The sequence below is a fragment of the Nocardiopsis deserti genome (genome assembly GCF_008638355.1).
In the GTDB taxonomy this organism is placed as follows: Bacteria; Actinomycetota; Actinomycetes; order Streptosporangiales; family Streptosporangiaceae; genus Nocardiopsis; species Nocardiopsis alborubida.
In genome coordinates this window covers 42,623-60,792 of the sequence record NZ_VWVS01000016.1, presented here as the reverse complement: position 1 = coordinate 60,792, position 18,170 = coordinate 42,623, and the positions used below count along the sequence as shown (strand labels likewise).

The 18,170-nt window shown below is 74.5% G+C and carries 14 protein-coding genes; 7 read left to right on the top strand and 7 right to left on the bottom strand.

The features are described 5' to 3' along the window. Window positions 1–139: 139 nt before the first annotated feature. Both FYW99_RS21705 and FYW99_RS21700 read left to right on the top strand, forming a co-directional pair. Window positions 140–1,453, top strand: a complete 1,314-nt coding sequence (locus FYW99_RS21705; protein ID WP_150253889.1) for a glycoside hydrolase family 6 protein — start codon at window positions 140–142, stop codon at window positions 1,451–1,453. 130 nt (window positions 1,454–1,583) lie between these two features. Continuing rightward, on the top strand, window positions 1,584–2,636 hold the full coding sequence (locus tag FYW99_RS21700; protein ID WP_150253888.1) for a zeta toxin family protein: 1,053 nt from the start codon (window positions 1,584–1,586) through the stop codon (window positions 2,634–2,636). Between the two features lie 15 nt (window positions 2,637–2,651). Here FYW99_RS21700 and FYW99_RS21695 read toward each other — a convergent pair whose 3' ends face one another. Further along, window positions 2,652–3,653 (bottom strand): R2-like ligand-binding oxidase, encoded by a 1,002-nt coding sequence (locus tag FYW99_RS21695; RefSeq protein ID WP_150253887.1) that lies wholly within the window; start codon window positions 3,651–3,653, stop codon window positions 2,652–2,654. Window positions 3,654–3,910: 257 nt separating this feature from the next. Between FYW99_RS21695 and FYW99_RS21690 the strand changes: the two genes are divergently transcribed. Further along, window positions 3,911–4,147: a hypothetical protein gene (locus FYW99_RS21690; RefSeq protein ID WP_017563581.1), complete on the top strand. Its 237-nt coding sequence runs from the start codon at window positions 3,911–3,913 to the stop codon at window positions 4,145–4,147. Window positions 4,148–4,220: 73 nt separating this feature from the next. Here FYW99_RS21690 and FYW99_RS21685 read toward each other — a convergent pair whose 3' ends face one another. The 5 genes from FYW99_RS21685 to FYW99_RS21665 form a co-directional block, all read right to left on the bottom strand. After that, window positions 4,221–5,867 (bottom strand): DNA repair helicase XPB, encoded by a 1,647-nt coding sequence (locus FYW99_RS21685; RefSeq protein ID WP_150253886.1) that lies wholly within the window; start codon window positions 5,865–5,867, stop codon window positions 4,221–4,223. A 174-nt stretch (window positions 5,868–6,041) separates the two neighbouring features. After that, window positions 6,042–6,461 (bottom strand): hypothetical protein, encoded by a 420-nt coding sequence (locus FYW99_RS21680; protein WP_150253885.1) that lies wholly within the window; start codon window positions 6,459–6,461, stop codon window positions 6,042–6,044. Window positions 6,462–6,536: 75 nt separating this feature from the next. After that, window positions 6,537–6,812: a hypothetical protein gene (locus FYW99_RS21675; RefSeq protein WP_150253884.1), complete on the bottom strand. Its 276-nt coding sequence runs from the start codon at window positions 6,810–6,812 to the stop codon at window positions 6,537–6,539. 416 nt (window positions 6,813–7,228) lie between these two features. Beyond that, complete coding sequence (locus tag FYW99_RS21670) at window positions 7,229–7,687, bottom strand: hypothetical protein (protein WP_150253883.1); 459 nt, start codon at window positions 7,685–7,687, stop codon at window positions 7,229–7,231. 179 nt (window positions 7,688–7,866) lie between these two features. Then, entirely contained in the window at window positions 7,867–10,662 is a 2,796-nt protein-coding gene (locus FYW99_RS21665) for a helicase-associated domain-containing protein (RefSeq protein WP_150253882.1), read from the bottom strand. A gap of 164 nt (window positions 10,663–10,826) precedes the next feature. Here FYW99_RS21665 and FYW99_RS21660 point away from each other — a divergent pair, with 164 nt between their 5' ends. The 4 genes from FYW99_RS21660 (at window position 10,827) to FYW99_RS21645 (ending at window position 17,129) form a co-directional block, all read left to right on the top strand. Continuing rightward, a complete protein-coding gene (locus FYW99_RS21660) occupies window positions 10,827–11,648 on the top strand; it encodes a hypothetical protein (protein WP_150253881.1) in 822 nt (273 codons plus the stop codon). A 585-nt stretch (window positions 11,649–12,233) separates the two neighbouring features. Beyond that, window positions 12,234–12,617, top strand: coding sequence for a cold-shock protein (locus FYW99_RS21655; protein ID WP_150253880.1), 384 nt, complete (start codon window positions 12,234–12,236; stop codon window positions 12,615–12,617). A 281-nt stretch (window positions 12,618–12,898) separates the two neighbouring features. Further along, entirely contained in the window at window positions 12,899–13,654 is a 756-nt protein-coding gene (locus FYW99_RS21650) for a DUF3027 domain-containing protein (RefSeq protein ID WP_150254064.1), read from the top strand. 196 nt (window positions 13,655–13,850) lie between these two features. Next, window positions 13,851–17,129, top strand: coding sequence for a sacsin N-terminal ATP-binding-like domain-containing protein (locus FYW99_RS21645; RefSeq protein ID WP_150253879.1), 3,279 nt, complete (start codon window positions 13,851–13,853; stop codon window positions 17,127–17,129). Between the two features lie 141 nt (window positions 17,130–17,270). Here FYW99_RS21645 and FYW99_RS21640 read toward each other — a convergent pair whose 3' ends face one another. Beyond that, entirely contained in the window at window positions 17,271–18,143 is an 873-nt protein-coding gene (locus FYW99_RS21640; RefSeq protein ID WP_150253878.1) for an MOSC domain-containing protein, read from the bottom strand. Between the last annotated feature and the right edge of the window lie 27 nt (window positions 18,144–18,170).

The window sequence follows — 18,170 nt, the reverse complement described above, 5'->3', positions numbered from 1 at the left end:
TCACCTTTGGGAAACACAGTCGTTACTCCTCTGGGGGAAAGGGACTCCGCGGGGTAACGTGACTTTTTGGGAGCGCTCCCATGCGCGCAGTAACGGGGAAGCAGGGGAAACCGGGGAACACCACACCGAAGGAAGGCTCATGTCCCGCACACGCATAGCCATCGGAGCAGCAGTGAGCTCCGTCTCGGCTCTGGCCCTGGGAACGGCGCTGCTCAGCACAGCGCCCGCCTCGGCCGCCGAGTCCGAGTTCTACGTCAACCCCGACACGTCGGCGGCCGTCTGGGTCGAGGAGAATCCCAGCGACCCCCGGGCCGACGTCATCCGCGACCGTATCGCCTCGGTCGCCCAGGCCACCTGGTTCACCCAGTACAACCCCGACGAGGTCCGCGACGACGTGGACGCGGTGGTCAGCGCCGCCGACGCCCAGGGCCAGGCCCCCATCCTGGTGGTCTACAACATCCCCGGCCGCGACTGCGGCAACCACAGCGGCGGCGGGGCGCCCAGCCACGACGCCTACCGCGCCTGGGTCGACGAGGTCGCCGCGGGCCTGGAGGGCCGGTCCGCCACCATCGTCCTGGAGCCCGACGCCCTGCCGCTGGTGAGCGGATGCAGCGATCCGTCCGAACTCCTGGACTCCATGGCCTACGCGGGCAAGGCGCTCATGGAGGGCTCCTCCGAGGCCAGGGTCTACTTCGACATCGGGCACTCGGCCTGGCTGGACCCGCAGGAGGCCGCCGACCTGCTCAACGGCGCGGACATCGCGGGCAGCGCCCACGGCATCGCCACCAACACCTCCAACTACAACTGGACCGAGGACGAGGTCGCCTTCGCCGAGGCCGTCATCGCCGCGACGGGTGTGCCCGGGCTCGGCGCCGTGGTCGACACCAGCCGCAACGGCAACGGCCCCGCCGCCGACGGCGAGTGGTGCGACCCGCCGGGACGGATGATCGGCCGCCCCAGCAGCACCGACACCGGGAACCCGATGATCGACGCCTTCATCTGGACCAAGCTGCCGGGTGAGGCCGACGGCTGCATCGCTCCCGCGGGGCAGTTCGTGCCCCAGGCCGCCTACGACATGGCGGTGAACGCCCCCGAACACCCCACCGACCCCGACGAGCCGACCGACCCCGACGAGCCCACCGACCCGCCCGCGGGCGAGGGCTGCACGGCCGACTACAGGATCGTCAGCGAGTGGGGCAACGGCTTCCAGGCGGCGGTGACGGTCACCGCCGACGACTCCCTCAGCGGCTGGACCGTGACGTGGACCTACGCCGACGGGCAGCGGTTCAGCCAGGGCTGGAACGCCGAGTTCGCCAGCAGCGGGTCGCAGGTCACCGCGTCCGACCTCGGCTGGAACGGCACGCTCAGCGCCGGGGGCAGCACCGAGTTCGGGTTCACCGCGACCCACAGCGGTAGCAACAGCGCACCCGAGGTGACGTGCTCCGCGGCCTGACCGGCCTGACGGGGTGGGGCGCACCGCGTCCCGCCCCGTTCTCCTGGCCGCCTCCGGCCAACAGCGCCGAACCCCGCACCCCGGGGCAGGGGAGGCACTAGCATCCCCGGTGGGTGAAGGGCGGACACAGATGACGATCTCACAGGTGGGCGAGCGGACCCTGGTGGAGGACAGCGCCTGCGGCGGTTTCCCCGCGCAGGAGGCCGGTTCCAGGCAGGCCCGTGAACGGGCCTACAACCTCTACAGCGCGGCCGTCGGCGCCTGCCTGAGCAGGACCGGGCTCCGGGAACGCGCCGCCGAGCTCCTCGCGCAGGAGGCCCGGCTGCCCTTCCTCGGCGACGAGGAGGTCGCCCGGGTCAACCGCGAACTCCCCGGAGTCGTGGCCGAACTGCGGGCAGAGCCGATCCGCGTCCGCGACGGCGCGACCCCCGAGGAGCCGGGCGGGGTCCTGGCCGGGACCGACCTGGACGCGCTGTTCGACCTCGCGCTCCGCGACCGGCTCACCGGACCGGCCCGCGAGCGGCCCCGGCTCCTGCTCCTCGGCGGCCAGCCCGGCTCGGGCAAGTCCACACTCCAGCGCCTCGTCCTGCCGTTCCTCCCCGAGGGCACGGTCAGCTACGACGGCGACGACCTGCTGCGCCTGGCGCCCGACTACGAGTGGGCGATGACCGCGGACGACCGCGCCGCCTCCTCCTCCCTGTCCCGGCAGGTGGGCGGCCTGCACGGGCTCGCCATGGCGCACCTGCGCGCGGGTCGCGTGGACGCGGTGTGCAGCCACCCCCTCGGCCGCGCCGACTGGGCCGCGTCCTGGGTGGAGGGGTTCCGCGACGCCGGATACCGGGTGGAGGTCGCCTTCGTGGCCACCCACAGTTCCAACAGCCGCTTCGCGATCGCCGACCGCTACGCCCGGGCCCGTGCCGACCAGGGTTTCGGCAGGTGGATGCCCGAACTCCACCATGACCGTTTCTATCTGGGTGTCCCCAACACGGTGGAGTTCCTGGAGATCCACCGGCTGGTGGACTCGCTCTACGTGCTCTCCCGCGACGGCGAGGTGCTCTACGCCAACCACCGGGAGGGGGACGACTGGCGGACCGAGCCGTTCGGACGCATCGCCCTGGAGGCCGAACGCGGGCGCCGCGAGCTGTGGCACGCGCCCAGGAGCGCCCCGCGCAGCGCCGTCTGAGCGGGCCCGGCGGGTTCAGTCCCGGACCGCCAGCCTCCGCATGACCTCCCGGTCCTCCTCGCCGAACCGCTCCTCCAGGTTCTCTGGCGTGGCGTCCAGGTCGATCCGCGACACGGGCACCCCGCGCGCGGACTCGATCGCGCCGAGCCGGCGCAGCGCGCGGTCGCCCGCGTAGCGGACCAGCTCCCCCGGCGGCAGCTCGTAGCGCCGCGTCGCAGGATCGTCCGAGGGCTCCTCGCCGCGCTCCACCGTGGACATCACGTGCGGCAGCAGCTCGTCCAGCCGCTCGCGCACCACGTCCCAGTGGGCGTCGTCGGCCGCGACGTGGCGGCGGCACGTGAAGGTGCCCCACGCCATGTGACGCCGCTCGTCGTCGCCGATCCTGCGCACGATCTGGCGCATCCCCGGGAAGACGTCCCGCACCGTGCACACGTGGTTCCAGGCGTAGTACCCGGTCAGCGCCAGAGAGCCCTCGATGATGTGGTTGTAGGTCACCGAGGCGCGCACCTGGTTGCGGGGGCTCGGGTCCTCCAGCAGCGCCTCCAGGGAGCCGGGCAGCTCCTCGTAGAACAGCGTCCGGTAGCCCGGGTTGGCGTCCACGTACCCGTGCAGGTCCTCGTGGACCCCGAGCGCGTCCAGCCACAGCCGGAACGCCTGGACGTGCCTGGCCTCCTCGAACGCGAACTGGGTCAGGTACATCTCGTCGCCCAGGCGCCCCTCCGCGGCCATGGCGCGGAGGAAGGGCTGGATGTCCTCCGTGACCGCCTCCTCGCCCGCCACGAAGAACGCGCACAGCCGCAGGATCCGCGTCCGGGCCCCCTCGCCCAGCTCCTTCCAGTCCTCGGCGTCCTGGCTCAGGTCGATGTCCGCCGGGTTCCAGAACCGGGCGTTGCCCTTGGCGAACAGCTTCAGCGGGAGCGAGTCCCAGTTCAGGCCGCCGCCCCGGAGCGAGTGGAAACCGGTGCGGTGCTCCGCGACTGGGGGCGCGGACGGGGTGGGAACGGGGGAGTCGGGCACGGGGGACCTCCAGGCCGCTGGGGGAGCTGCTGTGTCCTCATGATTGGACACGGGAGGGGTTCGTGTAAAGGGCGAACGGGGTGTGCGGAGCCAAAAACCGAATCCGACTCGGTGGGTTCCGGGGTGCGGTGCGGGGCGTGCGGAGACGGGCGGCAGCCGCGGGGGAGCCGGGATACGGCCGTGGTCATTGACGGCGCGCCCCCGCCGAAACGGTACGGTCGGGGAGTACCGACCGCACCGAACGATCGGGGAACGACGTGTTCTGTGGTGATCCCGGCACATCCGGCTACACCGCGTGCGCCTCCCAGACCCAGCTCTTCGCGTTGGCCTCCGCCATCCCCGCCCTGCTCGGCATGGCCCTCCTCGTGGCGGCCTTCACCGCGCCGTCCGTGCGGGGCGACCGGCTCCTGCGCACCCGCACCCTGAGCTACTCCCTGGTGGCCTGGGGGATCGCCGCGGGCACCTACGTCATGGGCGGTCTGCCGTCCTTCTGAGGGACGGGTGCCCCGCGGGCGGCCCCCGGTCGGCCGCGCCCCGCCGGGACGCGTCCGGAGCCGCCCGCCCCGGTCAGATCTCCTCGCCCGACAGCAGGTCGCCGGCGTCGGTGATCCGGTAGGCGTACCCCTGCTCGGCGAGGAAGCGCTGCCGGTGCGCGGCGTAGTCCTGGTCGAGGGTGTCCCGTGCCACCACGGCGTAGAAGCGGGCGGCGCGGCCGTCGGTCTTGGGGCGCAGCACCCGGCCGAGCCGCTGCGCCTCCTCCTGCCGTGAGCCGAAGGACCCCGACACCTGCACCGCGACACCGGCCTCGGGCAGGTCGATGGAGAAGTTCGCGACCTTCGACACCACCAGCGTCCTCAGGTCTCCGGAGCGGAAGGCGTCGAAGAGGCGCTCGCGCTCCTTGTTGCGGGTCTCGCCCTTGATCACGGGCGCGCCCAGCGACGCGCCGAGTTCGTCCAGCTGGTCGATGTAGGAGCCGATGACCAGCACCTGCTCCTCGGGGTGGCGCTCCACGATCTCCCGCACCACGGAGGTCTTGGTCTCGGAGGAGGCGCAGAACCGGTAGCGGTCCTCCGGCTCGGCGGTCGCGTACGCCAGCCGCTCGGCCTCCGACAGGTCCACCCGCACCTCGACGCAGTCCGCGGGGGCGATCCACCCCTGGTTCTCCATGTCCTTCCACGGGGCGTCGTAGCGCTTGGGGCCGATCAGTGAGAACACGTCGCCCTCGCGGCCGTCCTCGCGCACCAGGGTCGCGGTCAGGCCCAGCCGGCGCCGGGCCTGGAGGTCGGCGGTCATCCGGAAGATCGGCGCGGGCAGCAGGTGCACCTCGTCGTAGACGACCAGGCCCCAGTCACGGGCGTCGAACAGCTCCAGGTGCGTGTACACGCCCTTCCGCTTGGCCGCCATGACCTGGTAGGTGGCGATGGTGACGGGGCGGATCTCCTTGCGGGTGCCCGAGTACTCGCCGATCTCGTCCTCGGTCAGCGAGGTGCGCCGCAGCAGCTCGGTCTTCCACTGGTGCACCGACACCGTGTTCGTCACCAGGATGAGCGTGGTCGCCCCGGTCATGGCCATCGCCGCCGCGCCGACCACGGTCTTGCCCGCGCCGCACGGCAGGACCACCACGCCGGACCCGCCCGCGTGGAAGCTCTCCGCGGCCTCCTTCTGGTAGCCGCGCAGCTCCCAGCCGTCCTGGTCGAGGCCGATCGGGTGCGCCTCGCCGTCGACGTACCCGGCCAGGTCCTCGGCGGGCCAGCCGATCCTGAGCAGCGCCTGCTTGAGGTTGCCGCGCTCGCTCGGGTGCACGGCGACCGAGTCCTCGCCCAGCCGCTCGCCCAGCATGCCCTTGAGCTTCTTGGCGCGGACGACCTCCTCCAGCACGGCGCGGTCGGAGGACTCCAGGACCAGGCCGTGCCGCGGGTCACCCACGATCCGCAGCCGCCCGTAGCGGTCCATCGTCTCGGCGATGTCCACCAGCAGCGAGTGCGGTACCGGGAACTTGGAGAACCGGATCAGCGCGTCCACGACCTGCTCGGCGTCGTGCCCGGCGGCACGGGAGTTCCACAGGGCCAGCGGTGTGATCCGGTAGGTGTGCACGTGTTCGGGCGCGCGTTCGAGCTCGGCGAAGGGGGCGATGGCCCGGCGGCACTCGCCGGCGAGCTCGTGGTCGACCTCCAGCAGGAGCGTCTTGTCGGACTGGACGATCAGGCAGGACAACACGGACCTTCAATCTCGCGGGGCGGGGGCGGCCACAGATGCAACGCATCCGGACTCCCGATCATGCCCGCGGGACCCGTGCCCGTACCCTCGCGGGCCGTTCGGACCCGGGACGGCGGTCGCGGCGCCCCGGGAACAGCCGGGAGGGCGGGGGGAGCCGCCGGAGGCGGCGGATCACATGTCGGAGACGACGGCGACCACGATGAGGGTGAGGAAGAGGACCAGCAGAGCCAGGATCACGCCGTTGGAGATCCAGGCGACGCGGGTGTAGCGCTGGTACCTGTCGGGATCGGACTTCTCCGAGATCGCGAGGGCGGAGAAGACCGTGCCGACGATGCCCAGGAAACCGCAGCAGGTCAGCACCAGGACGAGGGACACCACCAGGGCGGCGATCGCACTGGACGCGCTCCTCTGCTCCCGGTGGGGGCCGCCCGGGTACCCGCCGCCCGGGTGGGGCCGTCCGGGGCCGTAGCCGCTCCCGGGGGCGCTATAGCCGCCGTACGGGCTGTACCCGCCGGTCGAGTCCTTGTACGCGTCGTTGCCGCCGGGGCCGTCGCCCGGGGGCGGACCGCTGTGTCGCCAGTCGTCGTTCACGCTCGTGCTTCTCCGCGGATCGTGGTGCACGGCACCGGGGGGTGGGGGGCGAGGACCGGTACGGGGGAGACCCGGTCAGTAGGTGAACAGGAGCATCATCATGGCCAGGACGGCGACCGGGATGAGGAACAGGACGAACAGGGCGAAGTACGCGAAGTTGCAGGCCCAGGTGTACCGAATGTACCGCTCCACCCGTTCGGGATCGGAGAGCCCGCGCAGCGTCGAGATGCCGAACCAGACCCCGGGCACGTTCACCGCCAGCAGGAAGAACCAGAAGCCCAGGTACATCATCAGTATCGACCCCGCCGCGCTGAGGACGGCCACCACCAGCGCGGCCACGGCGCCGCCCACACGGGCGGGAGGGGCCGCCGGGAGAACCGCCCCAGGGGGGAGCGCCGGGTCGGGGGGCGCCGCCAGCAGGGAGGGGCCACCCGGGGCGGAACCGGTGGCGTGTTCTCCCGGACCGCCCGGGCCGGGCACGCCTGACGCACCGCCCGGCCCGGACGCGCCCGAGGGTCCGGGGAACCGGAACGGCGCCGAGGGCGCCGGGCGCCCCGGGCCGCCCCCGGACGGGGGCCCCGGTGTGAAGCCGTGCTTCCTCTCCCAGAAGGCCTTCGGACCGCCTCCGCCGTTCATCACCGCTCGTCCCCCTCCCCCTGCTTCTCGGACCCGTCCCGTGCCGCTCCCACGGCCGCCCCCGCTCCCGCTGGTGATCCCCGTGCTCCGTGCAGACGCGGTGCCCCGTGGCCCCGTCCGCCAAACACGGCTCAGTAGTTGGTGACCGGGACGATTCCCTGGATCCAGGAGCCCGCCTGGGTGAACATCACCAGCGTCAGCACCAGCATCACGAAGAGCATCACCCCGGCCGCGCCCAGGCAGTACCAGGAGTAGCGCGTGAGCGTCTCGGCCTGGACCGCGCGCCCCCGGTCGCGGGCATGGGCGGCGCGCACCGCGAACACGATCCCGGCGACACCGAACAGCCAGTTCATGCAGCACACGAAGGTCAGGGCGTGCAGGATCAGCGCCATCGTCGAACTGCTGGCCCCGATCGCGCTCTGGCGCGCGTCGGTTCCGCCGCGCTCGTCATCCCGGTCGTCGCGGCGGTCGCTCCCGGCCCCGCGCTCCCCGTCGCGCTCGGGGGTGCGGGCCCTCCGGCGCTCGCGGTCGCCGTCGCGTCCGTGTTCACGGGGGGACGATGCCCCGGGGGGCAGCGATGCGTTGCTCATGGGGGTTCTCTCGCTGTCGGTGGGTCGACCAACTCGGTTCCAGACTAGCCCGCCGCCTACGGGGCGATCGTGAGGAACCCGGGCGCGTCCTCCCGCCGCCCCCTTCCGGACCGGTGGTGCCAGGACGGCGCGCGGTCCGCCCGCGCGGGCCCTCCCGCCGTCCGGCCCCGGTCCGGGGGCTACCGCGGCTCCGGCTGCCCCCGCCGCTCCGCTTCCTCCCGCGGCTCCGGGTCCAGCTCGGCCACGGCGGTCACCCGGTGCACGGCGAACCGGTGCACCGCCGCCCGGGTCGCGTCGTAGGCGGTCAGGAAGCCCCCGTCCACACCCGACGGCTCCACGATCCGGCTCACCTGTCGGCCGTCCGTGTCGGTGTAGCCGATCCACACCCTCCGGCCGTCCCGGGCGGCTCCCGCGAGCACCTCCAGCACCGCCGCCGACCGCGACCCCGGCGGGCCGTTCTCAGGCAGCGGTACCAGTGTGCGCGCCGCCGTGGCGGCCTCGTCCCCGGCGCGCACGGCGCGCACCGCCGCGGCCGCCAGTTCCCGCGACGTCCCCGACCCGCCCGGGGCGGGGGGCACGTCCGCCGCGTCGGCCCGGCGCACCTCGGGGCGGCTCAGCCGCATCGACCCGTCCCCGCCCTCGGACACCGGGTGGTACCCCAGCTGCCGTAGCCGTTCCACCAGCGCCGCACGGGTCGACCGGCTCGCCACCACGGTCGGTGCCAGCCTCAGCAGCCCCAGGTCGTCGGCCCGCCGGTCGCTGACCAGCTCCTCCAGCAGCGCGGGCTCGTCGCAGCGCAGGTAGCTCGACGCCGAACCGGCCCGCAGCCGTCCGTGCCGCCGACCCACGTCCGACACCAGGTACCGCAGCGCCTGGGGCAGCGGGGTGCGCGAGTGGCGTTCGAGCAGGGCGGTGATGTCGGCGACGCCCCGCCCGGCGTCCAGGGCCCGCCGCACCGACCCCTCCGTGAACCGGTACACCGTGGCCCCGCCGGTGGACTCCACGTCGGCGACCAGGGCCAGCTCGCGGGCCAACCCGGGCACGAGGGGACCCGGCGCGACGGCCGTCAGGTCGCCCTGCACCAGCACGTAGTCGAGCGGCTCGGGCAGCTCCCCGCCCAGGACGCGCGCGGCCGCGTCCTCGTCGCCGTCCAGCAGCGGACGGACGTGGTCGGCCAGGGCGCCGCGCCCGGTCAGGCCGAGCGTGGCGGCCTCGGCCGCCGCCGCCCGCACCAGCTCGGCGTAGACCGGCGACTGGCGGCGCGGGCGCCGCCAGGACAGGCGCGCCGACAGGGAGTCCGGCAGCGGCGCGAGACCCGGTTCCGCGGTGCCCAGCTCCGTGAGCAGGTCGCGGCGGGCCTGCGGCGCGGCCGGACGGACCAGGCCCGGACCGAGCGCGTTGCGCATCCGCCCGCCCGAGTCGCGCGACCCGCTCAGCGACGCCACGCGGTCCGACTCCAGCCAGGCGGAGGCCAGCCGCAGCCACCGGTGCGCGGGCGCGCGCTCCCGCCACAGGTCGTACTCGCGGGTGGGCAGCCACTCGCCCTCGACCCGGTCGTCGGCGGCGAGCAGCCCGGCGGCGTGCGCGACCTCCACGAACAGGGCGGCGGTGGCGTCGTCGGTCTCCATCGCCTGGGCGGCGCGGCGCAGGTCGCGTACTCCCAGGCCGCCGTTGCGCAGCACCGCGGCCGGGTCCTCGGACCAGTGCTCCAGGAGTTCCTCGACGGCCCGCAGCACCGTGAAGGCCTGCCCGGCGGCCGCACGGGTCACGGCGTCGGCGGGGTGCGCGGTCCCCTCGAAGGGCGGCGGCGCGGTGGTGACCTCACGGAACAGCAGGCCCGAACGCAGGTGCAGCCCCACCTCGCGGGGCAGGGTGAGGGTGTCGTCGCCGCTCGGCAGCAGAAGGGCGCGGGCGATCAGCTCGTCGACCGGGGAGGCGGCGGTGTCCAGGGTGACCTCGCGGCGGGCGCCGGAGACGGTTCCGTGCGGCGGCCCCCACGCCATGCTGTCCAGCAGCCGCCGGGCCTGGGCGCTGACCGGTCCGGGCCGGTCGTCGCCGGGGGCCGGTGCGTCGGCCTGGATCCGTGGGGTGTGCGGGCCCTCCGTACTCCGTGAGCTGCCCGGGCTCCCCGTGCTTCCCGCGCTCTCCGGGGCTCCCGCGCCTGCGGGGCTTTCGGTGTGCCCGTGGATCCCTCCGTCGACCAGGACCGCGACCCGCTTCGGGTCGGACAGGAGAGCGGCGACCGCCTCGACGGGGGTGTCCTCGGCGCTGCCCGGCGCGAGGTCGTCGGCGAGCCTCCTGACGGCGCCGTGCGGCAGCGCGGCGAGCAGCACGCGCGCGGGCGGGCCGAGCTGGGCGGGCTGGGGGAGCAGGTCGCGCAGCACCTGGACGGGGCGCAGCCGCCCCCGGTCGGGCCAGACCAGGGCGAGGCGCAGCAGGGTGTCCAGGGCCGCGCCGACCGGTCCGTCCACAGTGTCGTGGGCCGACGCGCCGGCCCCTGCGCCGGCGGGGCCGCCGACCGGGGCCGAGGCGGGGACCGCGCCGCCGGCCGCCCCCGGGGCCGGTCCGCTGACCGCGACACCGTCCGGGGTGTCCACCGTCCCGTCCGCCCGGTCGGCCCCGCGCTCCCCCACCGGTCCGAGAACGTCGGCCAGGTCGGCGGCGGGCACTCCCACCGGCTCGGACATCCGGTCGTCCCCGAGCGCGACCACCGACTCCAGCACCTGGAGCGTGAACCGGTCCAGCCGTTCCAGGACCCGCAGAACGGTGTTGCGGGTGGCGGCCCGCGAGGCGAGCGCGCCGATGTCGGCCGGGACGGGCTGGGCCAGGTCCGGGCGGGCCCGCAGCAGGGCGACGAGTGCGTCGTCCGACCTGCCGCGCAGCCAGGAGGTGAACGTGGGGGGACGGCCCGACGCGGGGGCCGTGCGGTCCCCCGTGCCCGGTTCGCGCCCGTCGGGCGGTGCGTTGTCGCTCATCGGTTCAACGCTAAGCGATCAGGGCCCCGGTGTTCGCGTCCGTCCCCTGTGGCTTCCGCGACTGCCTCCGGCCCACCGCAGCAGACCGTATCCGAAGGAAAATCGGTGACCGAAACTGAGAAGTAGGGCTTAAAAGCCAGGTCATCCTGAGCCAATATGGGGGCATGACCCAGCGCTCGGAACAACTGGTACTCGATTATCTGTCCGAGGTCGGCCTGGAGCTGCACGGTCGCATGACCGCGCAGGAACGCACCGCCTACCTCGCCGGAGTGCGCTCGCGCATCAACGCCCGCCGCGCCGCCGCGGGCCACGACGTGGACACCGTCCGGGGGATCCTCAGGGGACTCGGCACGCCCCGCGACCTGGTGGAGCGGGACCTCGACGGCCGCGACCTCGACGTCGAGGACGACGAGCTGATCCCCTCCAGGCCGCGCCACGCCGACCGGCCGCCGCCGCCCTGGCGGGGCGGCCCCAACCGCGGGCTCAGGTCCCTTCTGGAGGGGCCCGGCCAGACGGAGATGCGTATCCGGGGCCGCCGCGCGGACCGCGGCGACGGGTCCGGCCGCAGCGGCGGGACCGGAGGCGCGGACCAGCCCGGCCAGGGTGCCCGGACCGACCGCGGCGGCCCGGCGGCGGTGGTGCGCCGCCACCCGCCCGAGGCCGCGGCCCTGCTCCTGCTGCTGCTGGCCGTGCCCTGGTGGTGGGACCTGGCCTTCCTGTGGGTCCTGGGAGCGGCCCTGATCCTGCTCAGCCAGGTGTGGCCCGCCCGGGACAAGTGGATCGGCGTGGGCCTGCCCCTGCTCTCCTGCGCGCTCGGCATGGCCCTGTGGAGCGGCGAGGCCGAGTTCGTCGACGAGTACGTCCAGGAGTCCCTGACCGCCACCGGGGTCGTCGGCCTCGGCGTGGCCTCCCTGGTGTGCGTGGTCTACCTCTACTCCCGGCTGCCGCGCTCGGCGCCGCCCGCGCGGGACGCCGCGACGCGCTGAGGCCGTGCGCGCGAAGCGCTGCGCGGTGCCGGGGCGTGCGCGGTGTCGTCCCGGTTCACCAGCCTGGTCCCGCTGGTCATTGCTTGGCAAACGCTGGGGAATAACCTTTTCCGGTCGGCCCGTTACCGCGCGTCCGAACACACGGGTTCGGGTAGTCATGTCGGTACACCGCCTCTTTCGCTGGGCGGTCGCGTCAGTACCGGTGGCCAGGCCTCCAGCCCGGTCGCCACAGCAGCCGAGGCGGCCCGTGTCTCCGCCGAGTCCCGTCCCACACTCCGCACCCAGCGGTGAGGGGCCGCTGTCGGCGTCGCGAGGCCCGGATGATCCGCATCCGGGCCTCCTCGCCGTGTCCGCGGAGCCCGTGCCCCGCCCCGGAAACCCTGCCCGGAAGCCCCGCCCCGCCGGGCGTGGGCGGGGATCGACGGCTGTTTATACCCTCGCGCCGGTGAGCCCGCGGGCACTACTTTGGAGACACCCGTGGAAAAACCAGGGGCGTCCCGGCGACGTGCGGACGGCGCGGATCCCACCGCACCCGCCCGCGTCCCGCCTCCGGCGCGCCCGCCAGTGAAAGCATGAGGTCCCCAGGTGCCCACCGGCAAGGTCAAGTGGTACGACGGCGACAAGGGTTTCGGTTTCCTCACCCGCGACGACGGCGGCGAGGTCTTCGTGCACTCCTCCTCGCTCCCCCCGGGCACCGCGTCACTGCGCCCTGGTCAGAAGGTCGAGTTCGGCGTGGCCGAGGGCCGCAAGGGCGCCCAGGCGCTCCAGGTCAGGCTCCTGGAGGACCAGCACTCGGTCGCCAGGGCGCGGCGCAAGAAGCCGGACGAGATGGTGGTGATCACCGAGGACCTCATCAAGCTGCTGGAGGGCCTGTCCAACGGCTACCGCCGGGGACGCCACCCCGAGCGCCGTGATGCGGCCAGGGTCGCCTCCGTGCTGCGCGTGGTCGCCGACGACCTGGAGGCCTGAGCGGCTGCCGTGTCCCCGGGGGCGGTGGGAGACGGCGCACCCGGGTGACGGGACCGGTGGGATTCGGTCCGGACCGGCGGGTTCGGTCTGCTTTGGTTTGTCTCGGTCCGGTTCGGTGTCTCCGGTTCCCGGGTGGTCAGAGGTCCGAGACCGGTTCCGGAGGATGTATCGGGCGAACCTTGACCCTCGTTATGGTCAAATCGGTGCTCGCGATCAGTGAGAATGGGGGCGTGAGCCCTACTCGACGTTCTCCTGTACCGGACAAGGCATGTATCGAGGCGGTGGAGCTGGCTCGCTCGGTGGCCGCCGAGGTCGGGCGACCCGAGTGGGTGGGTGAGCACCTCGCCCCTCAGGTCGAGGACACCCGCCTGGTCACTCACCTCTTCACCTGCCTGGACCCCGCCTACCCGGGGTGGAACTACGCCGTCACCGTGGTCCGCGCCTCGCGCGCCAGACAGGTCACGGTGAACGAGGTCGTTCTGCTGCCCGGCGACGGCGCCCTCGCCCCGCCCGAGTGGGTGCCCTGGAAGGAGCGGCTGCTCCCCGGCGACCTCGGCGTGGGCGACCTGCTGCCCGCCGAGGAGGACGACGAACGGCTCGTCCCCGGCTACGCCCAGGTGCCCGACAGCGAGCTGGACGCCGAGGGCGAGGACCGGCAGGTGATGTGGGAGCTGGGCCTGGGACGACGCCAGGTGCTCTCGGAGGTCGGACGCGAACAGGCCGCGGAGCGCTGGTACAACGGCGAGGGCGGCCCGCGCAGCCCGATCGCGACGGCCGCGCCCGCCCGCTGCCTCACCTGCGGTTTCATGACGCCGCTCGCCGGTGAGCTGCGCCAGATGTTCGGTGTGTGCACCAACGAGTACGCCCCCGACGACGGCCGCGTGGTCTCGATGGACCACGGCTGCGGCGCCCACTCCGAGGTGCGCCGCCCCGAGTCGCGCAACGATCCGGTCAAGCCGGTCGTCGACGAGATGGGCTACGACCACATCGTCTTCGACGACACCGCCGAGCTGGAACTGGTCTCCTCGGATTCCTGAGCGCGCGCCGCGTCCCAGCGCTGGCGCAGCGTCCCGGCGCCGTCCGAACGCGCCGTCTCCTCCTGCCGCTGTGCCGCCGCGCCGCACGGTCCGACCCCGGCCCTCCGCTCCGGTGGGCTAGGGTCGGTTTACCGCATCCGCTCCCGCCCCGGGTGCACCGTGCCGGGCCGTGCCCGCAGCGCAGGAGGAAACCGCCATGGCCGAGCCGCTGACCGCTTCGGTGGCCGATCCCTACAACACCGCCGAACTGCGCCGACGCGTCCTCGCGGCGTGGGCCGACGCCCCCGCGCGCTTCCGTGAGGACGCCAACGCGGAGGAGGACTTCGCGCTCGGCGGCTACCGCGACCGGGTCGTGGTCGAGCTGGCCCAGAACGCCGCCGACGCCGCCCGCCGCGCGGGCGTCCCGGGACGGCTGCGCCTCGCGCTGACCGGCAACCGGCTGACCGCCGCCAACACCGGAGCCCCGCTGACCGCCGAGGGAGTGGAGTCGCTGGCCACGCTGCGGGCCTCCACCAAGCGCGGTGAACAGGGCTCTGCCGGACGCTTCGGCGTGGGCTTCTCCGCGGTGGCGGCGCTCAGCGACGACGTCACCGTCGACTCCGGCGGCTCGGCCGTCCGCTTCAGCGCCGAGGCCGCCCGCGCCGCGGTCACGGCCCTGCTGGGCGACGACGGCGTCCACGGCGGGCTCGCGGAGGAGGTGGCGCACCGCTCCGGGCACGTGCCCATGCTGCGCCTGCCCTTCCCCGCCGAAACCGTTGGCCGGGGGGTCTCCGGGGCTCCTGATGGAGGAGGGGTCGCCGGGTTCTCCGCCCCGCGTGAGGGCGCCGAGGGCTACGACACCGTCGTCACCCTCCTCCTCCGCGACGACCACGCGCGCGACCGGGTGCGCGAACTCCTGGACCGGACCGGCGAGGCGCTCCTGCTCGCCCTGCCCGGCCTGGTCGAGGTACGCGTGGACGTCGAGGGCGCCGAGCGCGTCCTCACCCGTGAGGAGGCCACCGGAACGGCCGACCTGGTCACCGCGCACCTGGACGGCGACGGCACCCGGGCCACCCTCTGGCGGACCGTCGAGCGCTCGGGCGCCTTCGACCCCGCCCTGCTCGCCGACCGCCCCACCGAGGAACGGGACCGCACGTCGTGGTCGCTGACGTGGGCGGTCCCCGTGGACGAGGACGGCGCGGTCGCCGCCCTGCCCGCCGACGTCGAGCCCGTGGTCCACGCGCCCACGCCCACCGACACCGAACTCGACCTGCCCGCCGTCCTCATCGGCACCTTCCCGCTGGGCAGCGACCGACGCGCGGTCCAGCCCGGGGCCGCCACCGACCTGCTGCTCATGGAGGCCGCCGAGGCCTACTGCGCCCTGCTGCGGCGCTTCGACCCCCGGGCGGCGCTCGACCTGGTGCCCGGAACCCGTGTGGGCGGCGGCGCCGTCGACGCCGTCTTCCGCGCCCGTGTGGCCGAGCCCCTCCAGGACGCCCCGTTCCTGGTGACGGCGGCCGGTGCGCCCGTCGCCCCGCGCGACGCCGTGCTCCTCGACACCGGGGGACCGGGCGGGACCGACGGCCTCGCCGCCGACCTCGTCTCCGTCCTGTCCGAGCTCGTTCCCCGGCTGCTGCCCGGGAGCTGGAGTTCGCGCCACCCCGCGCTGGCCGCCCTGCGCGTCCACCGCCTCGGGCTGGCCGACGTCGCCGACCTGCTCGCCGACACCGACCGGCCCCCGCGCTGGTGGGCCTCGCTCTACGCCGCCCTGGACCGGGCGGGCAGGGGCGGCGCCGACCTGGACGAGCTCGGCGCCCTGCCCGTCCCGCTGGCCGACGGAAGGCTCGTGCGCGGACCCCGTTCGCTGCTGGTGCCCTCGGAGGACTGGTCGGCGACGGCGGGCGGCGCGCGGAACGACGAGCGGGACGACTGGGACGGCCGAGACGAGCAGGACGGCTGGGACGCACGGGACGACCGAGGCGAACGCGGGCCCTTGGACGCCCTGGCGGCCCTGGGCGTGCGCGTCGTGCACCCCGAGGCCGTCCACCCCCTCCTCAACCGCCTGGGCGCGGTGGAGGCCAGCGCCGCGACCGTCCTGCGCGACGGGCGCACCGAGGCCGCCGTCCGCGCCTCCCTGGACGCCGACGACCCCGACCCCGTGGCCGAGGCCGTGCTGGACCTGGTCGCCGCCTCGGGGACCGGCGTCGCCGACGTGCCCTGGCTCTCCGAGCTGGCCCTGCGCGACGACGAGGACGGCTACTCGGTCGCCGCGGAGCTCCTCGTGCCCGGCGCGCCCCTGGCCGACCTCCTCGTGGACGACGCCCCCTTCGGCACCGTGCACCCGGACCTGGTCGAACGGCACGGGACCGAGGTCCTGCGCGCGGTCGGCGCGCTGTGGGGGCTGACCGCGGTCCGCGCCGAGGAGGTCGCGCTGGGCGAGGACCTGGCCTCCGTCTTCGACGGCGCGGCGGGGGAGGAGGGCCCGGACGGCCTGGAGGACTGGGCCGACGAGGTCCTCGAACGGGTGGGCGACCCGGAACTGCCGCCGGTCGTCCCCGAGCTGGTGTGCGTCGCCGACCTCGACTACGTGGCCGACGAGCAGTGGCCACGCGCCCTGGCCATGCTCGCCGAGGGGCCGCTGCGCGAGGCGGTGACCGCCCCCGCCCGCGTGCTGCTGCCCGACGGCCGCGTGGCGGACGTGCCCTCCTACACCGCCTGGTGGCTGCGCACGCGGGCACTGCTGGGCGGGAGCGCACCGGCGGGGCTGCGGATCGGGGACGCCGACCCCGCCCTGGTGGGCCTGTACGACGAGGTGAGCGCCGACGTCGACCCGGAGTTCGCCCGCGCACTGGGCGTGCGCACCACCCTGGACGACGTGCTGGCGGATCCGGACGGCGCGGACGACCTGCTCACCCGGCTGGCCGACCCCCAGCGGCACGTGGACCGCGCGTCGCTGCGCAGGGTGTGGGCCGCCCTGGCCGGGGTGGACACCGACCTGGTCACTCCGCCCTCCCGAGTACGTGCGGTGCGCGGCGGGTCGATCGTGGTGGCCGACGCCGAGGACGCGGTCGTGGTGGACTCGCCGGACCTGCTGCCGCTGCTGGAGGAGCAGGAGCGGGCCCTGGTGCTCGCCCCGGCCGAGACGGCCGAGGCCGTGGCGGACGTGCTGGACCTGGACCTGGCCAGCGAGGTCGTGACCGGAAGGGTCGGCTCGGCGGGGCAGATGCGCCAGGTCCCGGACGAGGCGGACCTCTTCCTCGACCCGGCGGGGGAGCCCGACCGCACCTACCTGCACCACCAGACGCTCACGGTGGACGGGGTGGAGGTGGAGTGGTACGTCGCGGACGGTTCGGCGCACGCCTCGACCAGTGACGGGCTGGCCCGGGCGCTGTGCTGGCGCGCGGGGCAGTGGTCGAGAAGGCACGTGCTGGCCGACGCGCTGCGGGAGCCGGGGGCGGCGGCGAGGCTGCTGGCCGAGGCCGACCTGGACGACTGAGGCCGTCGCCGACGCCCACAGGAGCGTCCGGAGGCCCGGTCGGCCTCCGGGCCGGGGCCGACGACGAAGGACGCGGTTTCGGCCCCGGGGGTGAGGGGTGCGACCCCTCGGCCGCACCCGGCCGGGTGCGGCGGCCAGCGGTCAGGCCGGAACGCTCGTCAGGCCCGCGTCCTCGTCCCGGGCCTCGTCCCAGGCGAGCACCTCCACCTCGTCGCCCACGGCCAGCGATCCCGTTCGGGTGACGGCGAACTTGGCGCCGAAGGCCACCCCGCCCTGGGCCCTGCGGTAGTCCGCCAGGGTGCGCAGCGGCTCGGGCCCGGCCTTGGCGCCCCGGGACTGGTCGACCGTCGTGGCCACGCAGCGGACGCACACCTTGGCGTAGCCCAGCTCCGCGGTGCCCAGGCGCAGGGCGCGGGCGCGGTCCTCGGTGTGCGGCTCGGCCCAGCCCGACACCACGATGTTGGGCCGGAAGCGGTTCATCGGCACGGGTTCGGCGCCCCGGGCGAGGATGCGCTCGCTGAGCAGGTCGAGGGAGGCCCGCGACACCATCAGCACCGCGGTGCTGTCGGCGAACGCGCTGGTGCCCGGGGTCATCCCGCCCACGCGGCGGTCGTGGTCGTCGGGTACCCGCACCAGGCGGCTGGGCGCGCCGAGCACCTCCGACAGCCAGTCCGCGGCCTCGCGGCCCTGGTCCACGCCGACGAACGGCTGCCGGTGCATGGTCACGTCCAGGCGCGGGCCCCCGGGGTCGACCTCGACCTCCAGGGGTGTGAACCCGTCCGCCCCCGGCCCGGAGCCCCACCCCAGGCTCAGGCGCGTGCCGTCCGCGGTGATCCCCGCGCGGATGAGCGCCATGCGGGGGTCGTTGCGCTGGCTGCGGAAACCCCCGGCGTCGTCGACCACCATGAACGCGCGGTCGTGCGGGAGGCCGGTCGGCGCCATCTCGGCGGAGGGCACGGACGTGCCCGCGCACCCCTTGACCGGGTAGTGGACGAGTTCCTCGATTCGGGCCATGGGCAGACGTTATCGTATCAAGGCTGG